Source organism: Burkholderia sp. Ac-20344, assembly GCF_017104975.1.
Taxonomy (GTDB): domain Bacteria; phylum Pseudomonadota; class Gammaproteobacteria; order Burkholderiales; family Burkholderiaceae; genus Burkholderia.
On record NZ_JAAGPP010000181.1, the window covers coordinates 1 to 15,360 of the forward strand.

Genomic DNA, 15,360 nt, shown 5'->3' on the forward strand with positions numbered 1-15,360 from the left:
TCCAGTCGCGCCAGCCGACGACGGCCAGCCCGATGAACAGCGCGTAGAGTCCGGCCGTCAGATACAGTTCCTTGAACACGAACATCCCGACATATACGACGTTCACGACGATCCACAGCCCCCACGACGCAATATAGCGCCGCGCGGTCCAGTATTGCGCGACGAGGCTGAACGCGGTCAGCGATGCGTCGACGAACGGCAGCGCCGCATCGGTCCAGCGCGCCATCATGCCGCCGAGCAGCGCGCTGCCGACGACGGCCGCGATCAGGTCGGGCAGCATCTGCATCGGCCGCACGCCCGTGACGGGTGCGACGTCGCCGGCCGGCGCCGCGCTGCCGTCGGCCTCGCTTGCGCGCTGCGCGAGCCAGCGCTGCCAGCCGTACACCTGCAGCACCGCGAACGCGCCCTGCAGCAGCATGTCCGAATACAGCTTCGCGTCGAAGAAGATCCAGCCGTACAGCGCGACCGACACGAGCCCGACCGGCCAGCACAGCATGCGCCGCTTCGCGGTCAGCCAGATCGCGAGCGCGCTGACGATCACGCCGGCGATTTCGAGTGGGGACATCGTCTGTGCTCTCCTGGTTAGCTGCCGGGGCCGCGCGTCACGCTGCAGGGTCCGGACGATCAGAAATCATAGGTCAACGATACGCGCGCGGTGCGCGGTGCACCCGGGAACAGGTACGCATCGCCCTGCTGCTCGCCCGCGTCGCGCCAGTAGAACTTGTTGAACAGGTTGTCCACCGACACGCGCAGCACCGTGCGATGACCGCCGATCTTCGTCGTATAGCGCGCGCCGAGGTTGAACACGAACCACGACGGCACGCGCGCGGTGCCCTCCTCGTTCGCGTTGCGGGCCGCGCTGTACTCGACGCCGCCCAGCACGTTCAACCCCGCGACGCCCGGCACCGCGTAGTCCGCATACAGCGACGCGCGCAGCGCCGGCACGTTGATGATCTGGTGCCCTTCGTACGCCGGCGATCCGGAATCGTACGCACGCGCACGAATCGCCGCGACGCTGGCCGTCAGCCCCAGACGCTCGGTCACGCGCCCGGCCGCGCCGAGCTCGATCCCCTGGTGCCGCTGCGTGCCGCGCTGCACGAACGTATAGCGCGTGCCCGATGCGTCCGGGTCGGCGAACTGGAACGGCTTGCTGATCGAGAACACGGCGGCCGTGAGGCTCAGCCGGTCGAGCCAGTCGTATTTCGCGCCAACCTCGATCTGGTGCGATTCGACGGGCGGCAGGAACGCATACGCGTTGGTCGCGCGCACGGGCGCCTGGTCGCCGAGCGACAGCGCCTTGCTGTACGACGCGTACAGCGACAGCACGTTCACCGGCTTGTAGACGAGCGCGACCTGCGGCAGGAACACCGATCGGTCGGTATGCGTCGCGTCGCCGTCGAGGCTGCTCCAGCTGCGCTGGCGCAGCAGCACTTCCTTGCCGCCCGCGAGCACCTGCCAGTGTTCGCCGATGCTGATGCGGTCGAGCCCGAACACGCCGTACTGCCACGCATCGAGGCGCGGATACGACGGGCCGGGCGAATTCGGCGACGGCGAGAACGTCGTGTCGGGCCCGTAGATGTTCTCGCTGCCCACGTAGTCGTACACGGCGTCGGCCATGCTCACGACGCGGCGCTGCACGCTCACGCCGAGCGTCAGCTCGTGCCGCAGCGGCCCCGTCGCGAACTTGCCGGTCGTGACCGCACGCAGGTCGTCGTTGCGCCGGTATTCGCCGGGGCTGCGGAAGTCGTACACGTCGTAGTCGCCGTTCGCGCCGAAGAAGAACGGCGACGTCGCGCCGGCCGCACAGCTCGCCGCGTACGAGCAGCCGTACGCGAACGCGCTGTTGTCGTCGATCATCGTGCGGCTGCGGCCTGCGGCGATGTAAGCCTTCCAGTCGTCGCTGAACTGGTAGTCGAAGCGCGCGTTCAGGTTCAGCGCGTCGGTCGTCACCGGTTTCGCCCACGGCTGCGTGCCGAGCGCCTTCGACGTCGTCTTGACCGACGGCACGACGGTACCGCCGAGCAACTGGTAGCCGGGGGCGGAACGCTGGATCCACTGCTGGAATTCGGCATTGAGCTGCAGGCTCGCACGCGGGCTGATGTCCCAGTCGGCGGCGATCGAGCCGAACGTGCGCCGCCCGTTCGTGCCGTCGATGGTCGAGTGCATGTTCTCCTTCGCGGCATTGATCCGGAAGCCGAACTGATTGCCGGGGCCGAAGCGGCGGCCGAGATCGACGGCTGCCGACGTCGAGCCGCGGCTGTCGACGCCCCCCGTCACGCTCGCGACGTTCGCCGAACGCTTCGTCACGAAGTTGATCACGCCGCCCGGCGCGACGACGCCGCTGTCGATGCCCGCGAGCCCCTTCAGGATCTCGACGCGCTCCTTGTTCTCGAGCGGCACGTTCTGCTCGCCGGACACCGTCAGCCCGTCGATCCGGATCGCGCTCGCGAGATCGACCGGAAAACCGCGGATCGCAAAGCCTTCGAAATAGCCGACCGGCGCATAGTCGTTGACGACCGACGCGTCGTTGCGCACGACGTCGCTCAGCCGCTTCGCCTGCTGGTCGTCGAGCTGCGCACGCGTGACGACGGTCACCGACGCCGGCGTGTCGCGCAGCGGCGCGTCATCGAGCCCCGCGACCGACGCCGTGCGAGCGCGCAGCGCGTTGCCGCGCTCGCCGCTCACCGTGATCGTCGGCAACGTCGCGCTGCCGGCCGCTTCGGCGTCCGGCGCCGGCGTATCGCCCTGCGCCGCGGCGGCCTGTGCCGCAAAAAGCGTGATGCCGAGACCGACGCCAAGCCCGACCTTCGCGCGCCGCCGCCGTGCGCGCGACGCTGTTGTTCTATTCACCGTCATTGTTCTGGATGGAAAACTCGCCACTCGACCCTGTCGAAACCCGTTACGACGCTGCGAAGCGCGCCCGCAACCGCGTCCAGCCCCTCCGCCGGACGCATGAGCCGGCACGGCAATCATCAGACGAACCGGACGATACGGCACGCAAGCGGGCCGCTCGGTCGGGACGACGCAGGATGGGACATCGGATTCGGGTGATGCACCGGGAACCGACGCAGCCGTCGACCGGTTCGTCGAGGGTGTGTCGGGCGGCCGGCTGCATCGCGCGGTCTTGTCATGCGGGGGGACGCTTCGAACGCCTCGGTGCGGGCGCGACGCACTTGCGCGCACCGTTCGCTGGAACGGCGGCGTGCCCGTCGCGCACGACATCGCGGCGCGGCGCGCATTTTACCCCGGGCGGGGCTGACCGCCGTGGAATCGGGGCGAAACGGGAGGCGGGAAAGGCGGGAACGGGGAAGCGCGCTTCGTGCGGCACGACGACCGTGCCGATGTGCGCGTGACTCGCGTCGTACGCGGCCACCTCGCTGACCGGCGCAGTTGCGCGCCGGTCGTGCGGCCGGAAACCGGGGCGGGAACGTTCTCCCGCTCGCGATTCGGCGGCCGGCGGATCAGAAACCCTGCATCGTCACGGTCGGATCGACGACGAGATGCACGACGCCGTAGATGACCGCGCCGACGAGCACCGCGAGAATGATCGCCACGAACGGCAGCAGCGTGAAGTTGGCGTTCGCGAGATCGGTCGCGTGCGCCTTGCTGTTGCGTACGCCGAAGAAACTCCACAGGACCAGTCGGATCATGCCGAGCAGTTTCATGATTGCGCTCCTTTCATCTATCGGTTGACGCTATCGTCGATCCGAACGGCATCCGAAAAAAGAAGCAGTTGCGCGCACTTTTCGCGCAGCAGGCCGTCTGCGGCGGCATGTCGCACGGGCGCGTCAGCGGTCGAGCACGAGCGGGGCCGTCCCTTGCGCGGGCCGCGCGACGCACAGCAACGCGCAGCCGGGTTCGACCGGCGCATCGGGCGCCTGCTCGTAGTCGACCGCACCGGACAGCACGCGTGTCGCGCACGTGCCGCACGACCCGGAGCGGCATTCGGACGGCACCGCCACGCGCTGCCCTTCCGCGAATTCGAGCAACGTGCCGTCGGCGGGCGTCCACGCGGCTTCGCGGCCCGTGCGCCGGAATACGACCGGCACGCTCGCCACCGGCGGTGTTGCAGACGTGCGGGTCGCGCTGCGCGCCACGCTCGACGGCCCGAATGCCTCGAAACGGATGCGCTCGTCCGGCACGTTCAGCGCGCGCAACCCGTCGTACAGGTCGCGCATGAACGCCGACGGCCCGCACAGGTAGAAGTCGTAGTCGTCGAACGTCAGGAGCCGCTTCAATTGCGCGATGTCGATGCGGCCGGCTTGCGCTGCCGAGCCTTCGTGAGGATGACTGTCGAACCAGTGGAGCGACAACCGTTCGTCGGCGGCCGCCATGCGTGCCAGCTCCGCCGCGAACGGCCGGTCGGCCGCTTCACGCGCACCGTGCACGAACACCACGCGGCGCGGCGGTCGATCGTCGGCCAGCGCGCGGCGCAGCATCGCGACCATCGGCGTGATGCCGATGCCGGCCGACACGAGCACGGCCGGACGCGGGCTCGCGAGATCGAACGTGAAGCGTCCGCGCGGCATCTGCGCGTCGAGCGTCATGCCCGCCCGCGCGTGATCGTACAGCCACGCCGATACGCGCCCTTCGCGCTTCACGGTGATCCGGTAATGCGCGCCGCCCCGCGCATCGGACAGTGTGTAGCTGCGGATCGACGGCGCATCGCTGCCCGGCAGCGCGACGCGCAGCGTCAGGTGCTGCCCGGCTTCGTAGGCGGGCAATGCGCTGCCGCCCGCCGGTTCGAAATGGAACGAACGGATTCCGCGCGCTTCGTCGACGATCTTCGCGATGCGCAGCGGCCGCCATGCGGCTGTCGATGCGGGTGTCGATGCGGGTGCTAATGCGGGTGCTAATGCGGTTTCTGATGTCGTTGCCGATGTCGCTGCCGATGCGGGTGCTGATTCTGATGCCAGTGCGATTGCAGATTTCGAAGCGGGTGCAGAAGGCACCGGCACCGCCGCCACACCCGCGCCCGCCGCCATCGCCGCAAATTGCGGCGCGCGCTCGACCGCCGACCACCGGAACGGCAGCACCGCGCGCATGCGCCGCACTTCCCGCACATGGAACCGCACGACCCGCTGCGCGCCGTCGAACGACGCGACGAGCGGCCCGTCCCACACGATCTCGGCGCGCGCGGCCACATACAGCAGGTCGCCGTTGTCGAAATCGACGAACAGCAGCCCCGCGCGCGGATCGTGCTGCAGGTTGCCGAGCGTGTTGAAGAAGCGGTTGCCGCTGAAATCCGGCGTCGTCAGCGTGCGCGCATCGTCGACGCGCACGAAGCCCGGCATTCCGCCGCGATGCGACACGTCCGCGCCGCGCGCGGCGCCCGCGTCCGCCGACGTGTTCGCACTCGCGACGAAGAACGTATCGGCCTGCGCAAGCAGCGCGCGATCGGCATCGCTCAACGCGTCCGACACGGACGGCCCCGCGGACGCGTCGACGTCCCGTGCGACGAACGTCGGCTTGCGGCCCTGGATGTACTTCGCGCAGTTGCCGAAGCTCTGCTCGACGGCGATCGTCAGCGCATCGCCGTCGACCGCGCGCACGACGCCGTTGACGCGATTGCGCCGCCGCGTATCGAATTCGATGCCGAGCCCGCCGAGCGGCGCGCCCGACTGCCACGCGCCGGCCAGCGGATCGCCCGGCAGCGCGCGCGCCCCGATGCGCAGCGTGCGCGCATCGGGCGACGTGACGAACCCCGGCGCACCGGCCCGCAGCGTCGCCCACGGCTGGCCGTGCGCATCGACGCCGCCGAGCACGAAGAATGGCAGTTGCGCGAAAAACGTCCGGTGCTGGTCCGGCATGAAGCGCCGGATCCCGCGCCGGCCGGCCGAACCCGCGGCGTCCGTCACGCCCGCGCGCTGCTGCACCGCGAGTTCGCCCGCGTGAAACGGCGCGGTGTCGAGTTCCCAGCCCGGGACGGCGGCGGTCGGGGTGTTCATTGCGTTCTCCTTGATCAGGCGCGGCTTCGGTGGGCGTTACGCGGCGAGCAGGCCCGCGCGCGTCGTCGGCATCGCAACGAAGCCCGGCAGCGCCTCGACGCGCGCCAGCCAGGCACGCACGTGCGGATACGGCTCGAGCGACACGCCGCCTTCCGGTGCGTGTGCGATGTACGTGTACGCGGCGATGTCCGCAATCGTCGGCTGCGCGCCGGCCGCGAACGGCTTGCCGGCCAGCTCGCGATCGATCGCGTCGAGCACCTTCGCGGCCGTGCGCTTGGCGGCCTCCGGGTCGAGCTTCGCGCCGAACACGGTCACGAGCCGCGCGGCGGCCGGCCCCGATGCGATCGGCCCGGCCGCATACGACAGCCAGCGCTGCACGACCGCCGCACCCGCCGGGTCGTCGGGCAGCCAGTGCGCGTCGCCGTAGCGCTTCGCGAGGTACACGAGGATTGCGTTCGAATCGGCGATCACCGTACCGCCGTCGTCGATCACGGGCACCTGCCCGAGCGGATTGAGTGCGAGGAACGCCGGTTCGCGCTGCGCGCCGGCCGCGAGATCGACGTCGACGGTCTCGGACGGCAGGCCGAGCAGCGACAGGAACAACCGGACACGATGCGCATGTCCCGAGAGCAGGAACGAATAGACGCGGATCGGTGCAGCGGGCTTGCGGGCGGCAGACATGGAAAACACTCCGGAATCTCGCGCCGCTGGGGATCGGCGACGAACAGCTGCAGCGTAGCGCTCGCCGTTCGTCGCCAGAAGACGGATAATCAAGGAAACATTATCCTCTTCCATAGGACAATCGACGATGGCCGATCTGCGCGACGTGAACCTGAACCGGCTGGCGATCTTCGTCGCGGTGGTCGACGCCGGCTCGCTGACGGCCGCGGCCGAGCGGCTCGGCCTGGCGAAGACGGTCGTCAGCACGCACATGCAGCGCCTCGAATCCGAGGTCGGCGCGAACCTGCTGGTGCGCACGACGCGGCGGCTGAGCGTGACCGACGCGGGGCGCGCGTTCTACGACGCGTGCCGCGACATCGTGCGCGCCGCCGAAACCGCGCTCGACGCGGTGTCGTCCGATGCGGGGCCGCTGCGCGGCACGCTGCGCGTGAGCGTGCCGATCGACTACGGCGCGCTGGTCGTCGCGCCTGCCGTCGTCGCGTTGCGCGACCGGCATCCGGGGCTCGACGTCGAACTCGTCGCGAACGACCGCATCGTCGATCTCGTCGCGGACAACCTCGACGTCGCGATCCGCATCGGCCGCCTCGCCGATTCGAACTATCGCGCGGTGCAGCTCGGCACGTTCGAGAAATGGCTGGTCGCGAGCCCCGCGTTCGTCGCGCGCCACGGGCGGCCGCACGATCCGGATGCGCTCGCCGCGCTGCCGTTCGTGATGCTGTCGACGCTGCCGCGCCCGCATACGGTCGAACTCGAAGACGCGAACGGCGGCGCCGCTTCCGTGCGCTGTATCGCGCAGGTCGTGTCGAACACCGCGACGGCGTGCCGCGCGATCGTGCTCGCGGGCGGCGGCTTCGGGCTGCTGACGGACTTTTCGACCGCCGACGACGTCGCGGCCGGCCGGCTCGTACGGCTGCTGCCCGCGTGGCGCTCGGCGCCGGCCGGGATTCATGCGGTGTATCCGTCGACACGGCTGCCTTCGCCGAAGGTGCGGGCGTTCGTCGATGCGATGAAGGCGAGGATCGGGGAGACGACGGCAGCGCCGGTGCGCGCGAAACACACGAGCGGCTGATTCCGGACGGCCGGCATCGTCCGGCACGACCGCCGGCCATCCATGCGCTTCAACACGTCTCCAGCCTCCTTTCTCCGGGCCTTCTCGCCCATCATGAATACGCCCTTTATTACCCCAAAAAATCAGGCATTGCTTTTCCCGTTTTTCTACTAATCTTATTCCCGGTAATGCGCTGATTTGCGTTTACCGAAATGTTTCAATTCTCCGCTTTATTCAATCAAGGAGTCTGAAATGCAAACCGCCGCAATTTCATGGGGAACCACGCCGTCGATCCGCGTCTATACGGCCAACGGCAACAAGATCACGGAGCGCTGCTACGACGGCCAGAACTGGTACACCGGCGCGTTCAACCAGCCGGGGGACAACGTATCCGCAACGTGCTGGCTGGTCGGAAGCGCGGTCCACATCCGCGTGTATGCAACCAGCGGCGGCTCGACGACCGAGTGGTGCTGGGATGGCGATGGCTGGACCCGGGGCGGCTATACGGGTTTGTGATCGAGCGTGCCTGGGGCGCGATGATTGTCGCGCCACGATCGGCGCAATGCGAACCGACTTTCGCATTGCGTCGCTTTTTAATTCGATCCACATTGTTTTGGTCAATGCACTGCCACATGGAATCGAAATAAAAAACAATGACAGCCTGCTGAAATTTATTTTCCACCCCGAAAAATCGCCGGGTTTTTATTTATGAAACAGGCGATTAAATCGAGCCAGAAAACGACACGGCGTCCGGTGCGCCGTGCGGCCAGCGTTTTATTTTCATTTCCAACCGGCAATGCCGGGCGCCCACGCGAAAGCGCGATGGCTTCCGCTACCCGATCTCCCGCAATGTCCCCAGCAGCACCTTCCGGCAACTCGCGACCATTTGCGCCTCCGGCTCGCGATATTCGGTGAGCAGCCACGCCGCGCCGACGTTCGTCATCGCGCCGACGAGCGCGAGCCCGATCAGCCGCTGCTCGGTGCGCTCCGCGGGCGTCGCCGCTTCGCGCGGCGCGCCGATCGCCATGATCAGCTTGCCGAAGTCGATCAGCATGCGCTGGTACGTCATGTCGGTGTCGGCGCTCACGCCCATCACCTCGAGCAGCAGCACGCGCGCCGCGCACGGGTCGCGCAGGAACGCGAAGAACGCGGCGAGCCCCGCGTCGACGCTCTCGTGCAGGTCGCCGCCGCACTCGGCCACCGCCCGCGCGACCGCCTCATGCAGCTGCTGCGCATGATGCAGGTAGGTGCAGCGCAGCAAATCCTCGGTACTGTCGAACGCCGCATAGAAATAGCGATCGTTCAGCTTCGCTTCCTGGCAGATCGACCGCACGGTCGCCTTGCGGAACCCGACCGTGCCGAACACGCGCGTCGCCGCACGGATCAGCGCGGCGCGCCGCTCGGCGGCCCGCACCTCAGGCGCCACGCCGCCATACGAGCGGCCCCGTTTTTCCGTTTCGAGTGCTTTCTCCATTCCGCTATTTGACATCAGGACACCCGAAAACTAAAGTGGTGACGACAAACACCACATTAGGCGCGCCGCCGACGCAGTGCAAACGGAACAGGAGGAGCAACGGATGAACGGATTTTCCGGCAAGGTCGCCGCGATCACGGGCGCCGGTTCGGGCATGGGCCGCAGCCTCGCGGTCGAGCTCGCGCGGCGCGGCTGCGAGGTCGCGCTCGCCGACGTCAACGAGGCCGGGCTCGCCGGCACGGCGGCCGCCTGCGCGCAGCACGGCGTGCGCGTGAGCACACGGCGGCTCGACGTGTCCGACCGCGATGCGGTGTTCGCGTGGGCCGATTTCGTGCGCGCCGAGCACGGCAAGGTCAACCTGGTCTTCAACAACGCGGGCGTGTCGCTGGCCGCCAGTGCGGAGACCGCACGCATCGCCGATCTCGAATGGATCGTCGGCATCAACTTCTGGGGCGTCGTGCATGGCACGCAGGCGTTCCTGCCGCATTTGCGCGCGTCGGGCGACGGTCATGTCGTCAACACGTCGAGCCTGTTCGGCCTCGTCGCGATGCCGACGCAAAGCGCGTACAACGCAACCAAATTCGCGGTGCGCGGCTTCACCGAGGCGCTGCGGATGGAACTCGAACTCGACGGCGCGCCGGTGAGCGCGACCTGTGTGCACCCGGGCGGCGTCGCGACGAACATCGTCGACGCGAGCCGCGTCGATACCAGCATCCACGCGCTCACCGGCCAGGACGAGGCGACCCATCGCCGCCAGGCGAACCGCCTGATCAACGCGACGACGGCCGACGACGCCGCCCGGCAGATTCTCGCGGGCGTCGAGCGCAATGCGCGCCGCGTGCTCGTCGGCGCCGATGCGCGCCGGCTCGACCGGATCGCGCGCCTGCTCGGCGCCGGTTACCAGTGGCTGATGCTGCGCCACGTGCGCCGCGCCCGCGCCCGCAACCTCGACCGCGCGCATGCACCGGCCGCGCTCCCGACCACGCCCAGCAAGGACCTCGCATGACCTCGACGACGACCGACCGGCGCGACGCGCCGCCCGCCTCCGGCGCCCGCCAGGACGGCAACGACCTCGACGTGCTGATCGTCGGCGCGGGCCTGTCCGGCATCGGCGCCGCGTATCACCTGAAGCAGCGCTGCCCGTATGCGAGCGTGGCGATCGTCGAGGCGCGCGACGCGATCGGCGGCACCTGGGACCTGTTCCGCTATCCGGGCGTCCGTTCGGATTCCGACATGTTCACGCTCGGCTACAGCTTCCGGCCGTGGCACAGCGACAAGGCGATCTCGGACGGCCAGACGATCCTCGACTACATCCGCGACACCGCGCGCGCGTACGGCATCGACAAGACGATCCGCTACGGCCAGAAGGTGGTCGCGGCCGACTGGGACTCGAACCGCGCGCGCTGGACCGTACGCATCGAGCGCACGCGGGACGGCGCGACCGACACGCTCGTGTATACGTGCCGCTTCCTGTTCATGTGCAGCGGCTACTACGACTACGATGCCGGCTACCTGCCCGACTGGGCCGGCATGGACACGTTCGAGGGCAAGCTCGTGCATCCGCAGCACTGGCCGAAGGACCTGTCGTACGCGAACCGGCGCGTCGTCGTGATCGGCAGCGGCGCGACGGCGGTCACGCTCGTGCCGTCGATGGCGGCCGACGCGCAGCACGTGACGATGCTGCAGCGCTCGCCGACCTACATCGTGTCGCTGCCCGCGCGCGACAAGATCGCGAACGCGCTGCGCCGCGTGCTGCCGTCGCGGCTCGCGCACCGGCTCGTGCGCGTGAAGAACGTGCTGCTGACGATGTACCTGTACAACGTGTCGCGCCGCAAGCCCGACCGGACGAAGCAGTTCATCATCCGCGCGGCCAGCAAGCAGGTCGGCCCCGGCTTCGACGTCGCGAAGCACCTGACGCCGCGCTACATGCCGTGGGACCAGCGCGTGTGCCTGGTGCCGAACGGCGACCTGTTCAAGTCGATCCGCGCGGGCCGCGCGTCGATCGTCACCGACGAGATCGAACGCTTCACGCCGACCGGCCTCAAGCTGAAGAGCGGCCAGCAGCTCGACGCGGACGTGATCGTCACCGCGACCGGGCTGAAGGTGAAGATGCTCGGCGGCGCACGCGTCACCGTCGACGGCCGCGCGGTCGACCTGCCGGACACCGTGTCGTACAAGGGGATGATGTACAGCGACGTGCCGAACCTCGCGTCGTCGTTCGGCTACACGAATGCGTCGTGGACGCTGAAGGCCGAGCTGATCGCGCGCTACGTGTGCCGGCTGCTCAACCACATGCGCGCGAACGGCTACGACACGTGCGTGCCGCGGCTCGGCGCCGGCGATCTCGGCAACGTGCCGGCCGTCAACCTGAGCTCGGGCTACATCCAGCGCGCGGCCGGCATCCTGCCGAAGCAAGGCCACAACAAGCCGTGGAAGTTCCACCAGAACTACGTGCTCGATCTCGCGTCGCTGAAGTTCAGCGGGCTCGCCGATTCGGCCATGCAGTTCGAACGCCGCGCGAAAGCCGGCCCGGCCGCCACGACGCCGGTTGCCGAACCCGCTCTCGAAACCCGCTGAGGCCGACATGACCCCTACGCTCCATCTGATCCAGAACGTGCTGCTCGGCGCCGTCGCGGTGCTCGCCGCGCTCGCGCTGTTTACCGGTTACGTGGCCCGTCGCGTGACGCGCGCGTTTCCGCCCGAAGGCCGCTTCGTCGACATCGGCGGCGACCGCATCCACTACGTCGAATACGGCAACGGCCCGCCGCTCGTGTTCGTCCACGGGCTCGCCGGGCAACTGCGCAATTTCGCATACCTGCCGCTCGCGCGGCTCGCGCAGCACCATCGGGTGATCCTGATCGACCGGCCGGGCGCCGGCCGCTCGCTCCGCGGCGCGGGCTCGCAGGCGAACGTGTTCGCGCAGGCCCGCACGGTCGCCGCATTCATCGACGCGCTGCGGCTCGACAAGCCGGTGCTGGTCGGCCACTCGCTCGGCGGCGCGATCGCGCTCGCGGTCGGCCTCAATCATGCGGACCGCGTGAGCCGGCTCGCGCTGATCGCGCCGCTGTCGCACGAGCAAAGCGAGCCGCCGGCGCCGTTCAAGCCGCTGATGCTGCCGTCGCCGCTCGTGCGCCGCTTCGTGTCGTGGACCTTCGCGATCCCGCTGACGATCCTGACCGGCCGCAAGGCCGTGCGCCAGGTGTTCGCGCCGGAAGCGGTGCCGCGCGACTTCCCGGTCAAGGGCGGCGGGCTGCTCGGGATGCGCCCGCACGTGTTCTACGCGACCGCGACCGACCTGCTGTCGGCCCCCGTCGACCTGCCCGCGATGGCGCGTCGCTACCCGGACCTCGCGCTGCCGATCGACGTGCTGTACGGCCGCGCCGATCCGATCCTGAACTGGCGCGAGCACGGCGAAGCGCTCGCGAAGAAATCGGCGCGCGTGCGGCTGACGGTCGTCGAGGGCGGGCACATGCTGCCGGTGACGATTCCGGAGGCCACCGCCGACTGGCTGCTCGACGTCGCCGCGACGCCGGCCGATGCCGCCGCGCAAGCGGCGCGGGTCGAGCACTAGGCCGACGTTGATCGAAGCGGAGCCCGATCCCGTACCGTGCCGACTGCGCCGGCGCGGAATCAGGCTTCGTCGTCGTCGGGCACCGACAGCCCGAGATCCGATATCACCTCGCGCGCGCAGCGGAATGCCTCGACCGCGGCCGGCGCACCCGCATACAGCGCGCTGTGCAGCAATACCTCGCGGATCTCGACGAGGCTCGCGCCGTTGTTGAGCGCACCGCGAATGTGACCCTTCAGTTCCGTGCTGCGGCCGAGCGCCGCCAGCATCGCGCACGTGCACAGGCTGCGCGTCTTCAGGTCGATCCCGCTCCGGTGCCACGTGCTGCCCCACGCGTGCTCGTTCAGCCAGTTCTGCAGCGGGCGCGAAAAGCCGTCGAGGTCGCTCATCGCGCGCTCGACGAACGCCTCGCCCATCACGTCGATGCGTCGCGCCTTGCCGTACTCCCTGTCTTGTTCGCTCATGTCCGTGTCCTGTGTGGAGTCGTGGCCGCCTCCGCGTCGTCGGCAGCCGGGGGGTCGCGCCATATTCATCCGGCCGGCGCATTTCGTCAAAGATGCGGCGCTCGGTTCGGGGCCGCCCGCGTCACGCGATATCGAACGCTACGTAACATCGCGCCGCGCGTTACGGCGGCTCACGGGAACATCGCAACCGCCACGCCGGGCGCACCGTGCATGCCCGTCGCGTAAAAGCACCGTTACTCCGTTTAAATCGCACCGATATTCCCGATTTCCGCAATAAAGCGCGATACCGTTTCACGAAAACTGTCGTGGCGCGGAATTTGCAGTGGAGGCTTGGACACACTTCCAATGTCGAGGCCAACATGCACAAACTCTTCAAGAAGACGACGGTAACGATGGCCGTCTCGTCGCTGCTCGCACTCTATGGTTGCGGCTCGGTCGATGGACCGACGACCCCGCCGACGATCAAGCCGAGCACGTCAGGGACGGGCGGCAGTTCGGGGACTTCCGGGACGTCGGGCGGCGGGACGTCTGGGACTTCGGGTGGCGGGACTTCGGGTAGCTCCGGTACGTCGGGGACTTCCGGCACCTCGGGGACTTCCGGTACGTCGGGCACCTCCGGTACCTCGGGTACTTCCGGCACCTCGGGCACTTCTGGCACCTCGGGTACTTCTGGCACCTCGGGTACTTCCGGCACCTCGGGTACTTCCGGCACCTCGGGTACTTCCGGCACCTCGGGTACTTCCGGTACGTCGGGTACTTCCGGTACGTCGGGCACCTCGGGTACTTCCGGCACCTCGGGTACTTCCGGCACCTCGGGTACTTCGGGCACTTCGGGTACGTCGGGTACTTCGGGCACTTCGGGCACTTCGGGTACTTCGGGTACTTCGGGTACTTCGGGTACTTCGGGTACTTCGGGTACTTCGGGCACTTCGGGCACCTCGGGCACCTCGGGCACCTCGGGCACCTCGGGCACCTCGGGCACCTCGGGCACCTCCGGCACCTCGGGCACTTCGGGCACTTCGGGCACTTCCGGCACTTCGGGCACTTCCGGCACTTCGGGCACTTCCGGCACGTCGGGTACTTCCGGCACGTCGGGTACTTCCGGCACGTCGGGCACCTCCGGTACGTCGGGCACTTCCGGCACCGGCGTCACCCCGCTCGGCAATGTCCTCCAGAAATCCGGCAACCTCGTGACGGCACTCGGCACGACGGTCGCGAACGGCGGCGCGCAGATCGGCGGCGTGCAGATCCCCGGCACGAACGCGACGACGGCGACCAGCGTCGGCAACGCGGTCACGAGCCTCGGCAACGGTGTGCAGGCGCTCGGCAACGGCGTCGCGGCCGGCCTCGGCTCGATCGGCGTGTCGGCGAACCCGCTCGGACCGACGCTCACGTCGACCACCGGCCTGCTGACCGGCGCAGGCGGCGCGGTCAACAACCTCGGTAACGCAGTGACGAGCCTCGGATCGGGGCCGCTGTCGCCGCTCTCGCCGGTGACGACGCTGGTCGGCGGGCTCGTCAACACGATCGGCGGCACGGTCAACTCGACCGCATCGGGCCTCAACACCGCGCTGAACAGCGCGCCGGTCCAGCAGCTCGGCACGCAGGTCGGCACGCTGATCAACCCGATCACGAACGCGCTGACGGGCGGCGTCACGACGCCGGGCGCCACGCAGACGCTCGGCAGCGCTACCCAGCTCGGCGCGCCGCTCAGCAACCTGCTGGGCACGCTCGGCAGCGGCCTGGGCCTCATCGGCTCGCAGGTGAGCGGTGCAACCGGCAACCCGGCCGGTACGAGTCTCGGCGAATCCGTGACCCAGCTCGGCAACACGGTGACGTCCGTGGGCGGCCTCGTGAACAGCAACACCGCGGGCAGCTCCAGCAGCGGTTCGGGCGGCACCAGCGGCACGAGCGGCACGAGCGGCACGAGCAGCGGCGGCCCGCTCGGACCGGTCACGGGCCTGCTCGGCTCGCTGACGGGTGCGCTCGGCGGCACCGGTTCGGGCGGAACGAGCGGCACCGGTGGCTCGGGTGTCGGCGGCCTGCTGGCGCCGGTCACGAACCTCGTCAACGCGCTGACGCCGCTCGGTGCCAGCCTCACCGGCACGGTCACGACGCCGGGCGGCAACGTGACGAGCACGCTCGGCGGCCTGCTGTCGAGCGGCCCGGTCGGCACG

At 69.0% G+C, this 15,360-nt stretch carries 13 protein-coding genes; 6 read left to right on the plus strand and 7 right to left on the minus strand.

The annotated features are described in order from the left end of the window. The 5 genes from pnuC to G3N64_RS34425 all read right to left on the minus strand — a co-directional run. The coding region (gene pnuC / locus G3N64_RS34405) for a nicotinamide riboside transporter PnuC (RefSeq protein WP_205788136.1) at positions 1–565 on the minus strand (565 nt) is incomplete at its 3' end. 59 nt (positions 566–624) lie between these two features. Further along, a complete protein-coding gene (locus G3N64_RS34410; protein WP_205788137.1) occupies positions 625–2,856 on the minus strand; it encodes a TonB-dependent siderophore receptor in 2,232 nt (743 codons plus the stop codon). Between the two features lie 605 nt (positions 2,857–3,461). Further along, positions 3,462–3,665 carry a DUF2970 domain-containing protein gene (locus G3N64_RS34415; RefSeq protein WP_085040781.1) on the minus strand — a complete coding sequence of 68 codons (204 nt, stop codon included), beginning with the start codon at positions 3,663–3,665 and terminating at the stop codon, positions 3,462–3,464. 123 nt (positions 3,666–3,788) lie between these two features. Further along, the gene (locus G3N64_RS34420; protein WP_205788138.1) at positions 3,789–5,948 is read right to left on the minus strand and encodes a pyridoxamine 5'-phosphate oxidase family protein; all 2,160 of its coding nucleotides are present in this window, start codon (positions 5,946–5,948) and stop codon (positions 3,789–3,791) included. 36 nt (positions 5,949–5,984) lie between these two features. Further along, on the minus strand, positions 5,985–6,629 hold the full coding sequence (locus tag G3N64_RS34425) for a glutathione S-transferase (RefSeq protein ID WP_205788139.1): 645 nt from the start codon (positions 6,627–6,629) through the stop codon (positions 5,985–5,987). A 127-nt stretch (positions 6,630–6,756) separates the two neighbouring features. On the opposite strand from G3N64_RS34425, the gene G3N64_RS34430 reads away from it, so the two are divergent. Both G3N64_RS34430 and G3N64_RS34435 read left to right on the plus strand, forming a co-directional pair. Further along, positions 6,757–7,698: a LysR family transcriptional regulator gene (locus G3N64_RS34430; protein ID WP_205788140.1), complete on the plus strand. Its 942-nt coding sequence runs from the start codon at positions 6,757–6,759 to the stop codon at positions 7,696–7,698. A gap of 231 nt (positions 7,699–7,929) precedes the next feature. Beyond that, positions 7,930–8,193: a fucose-binding lectin protein gene (locus tag G3N64_RS34435; protein ID WP_205788141.1), complete on the plus strand. Its 264-nt coding sequence runs from the start codon at positions 7,930–7,932 to the stop codon at positions 8,191–8,193. A gap of 316 nt (positions 8,194–8,509) precedes the next feature. On the opposite strand, the gene G3N64_RS34440 is transcribed toward G3N64_RS34435, so the two are convergent. After that, complete coding sequence (locus tag G3N64_RS34440) at positions 8,510–9,151, minus strand: TetR/AcrR family transcriptional regulator (RefSeq protein WP_241021350.1); 642 nt, start codon at positions 9,149–9,151, stop codon at positions 8,510–8,512. 103 nt (positions 9,152–9,254) lie between these two features. On the opposite strand from G3N64_RS34440, the gene G3N64_RS34445 reads away from it, so the two are divergent. The 3 genes from G3N64_RS34445 to G3N64_RS34455 are packed head-to-tail and all read left to right on the plus strand — an operon-like array spanning position 9,255 to position 12,722. Continuing rightward, positions 9,255–10,157 carry an SDR family NAD(P)-dependent oxidoreductase gene (locus tag G3N64_RS34445; protein ID WP_205788143.1) on the plus strand — a complete coding sequence of 301 codons (903 nt, stop codon included), beginning with the start codon at positions 9,255–9,257 and terminating at the stop codon, positions 10,155–10,157. Beyond that, positions 10,154–11,728, plus strand: coding sequence for an NAD(P)/FAD-dependent oxidoreductase (locus G3N64_RS34450; RefSeq protein ID WP_205788144.1), 1,575 nt, complete (start codon positions 10,154–10,156; stop codon positions 11,726–11,728). The genes G3N64_RS34445 and G3N64_RS34450 overlap by 4 nt, the downstream gene beginning before the upstream one ends. A 7-nt stretch (positions 11,729–11,735) precedes the next feature. Further along, positions 11,736–12,722 (plus strand): alpha/beta fold hydrolase, encoded by a 987-nt coding sequence (locus G3N64_RS34455; RefSeq protein ID WP_205788145.1) that lies wholly within the window; start codon positions 11,736–11,738, stop codon positions 12,720–12,722. Between the two features lie 59 nt (positions 12,723–12,781). Here the strand turns inward: G3N64_RS34455 and G3N64_RS34460 are convergent, their stop codons facing one another. After that, positions 12,782–13,183: a carboxymuconolactone decarboxylase family protein gene (locus G3N64_RS34460; protein ID WP_205788146.1), complete on the minus strand. Its 402-nt coding sequence runs from the start codon at positions 13,181–13,183 to the stop codon at positions 12,782–12,784. Between the two features lie 359 nt (positions 13,184–13,542). On the opposite strand from G3N64_RS34460, the gene G3N64_RS34465 reads away from it, so the two are divergent. Then, positions 13,543–15,360: collagen-like triple helix repeat-containing protein (locus tag G3N64_RS34465; RefSeq protein ID WP_205788147.1), on the plus strand; the 1,818-nt coding region annotated here is incomplete at its 3' end.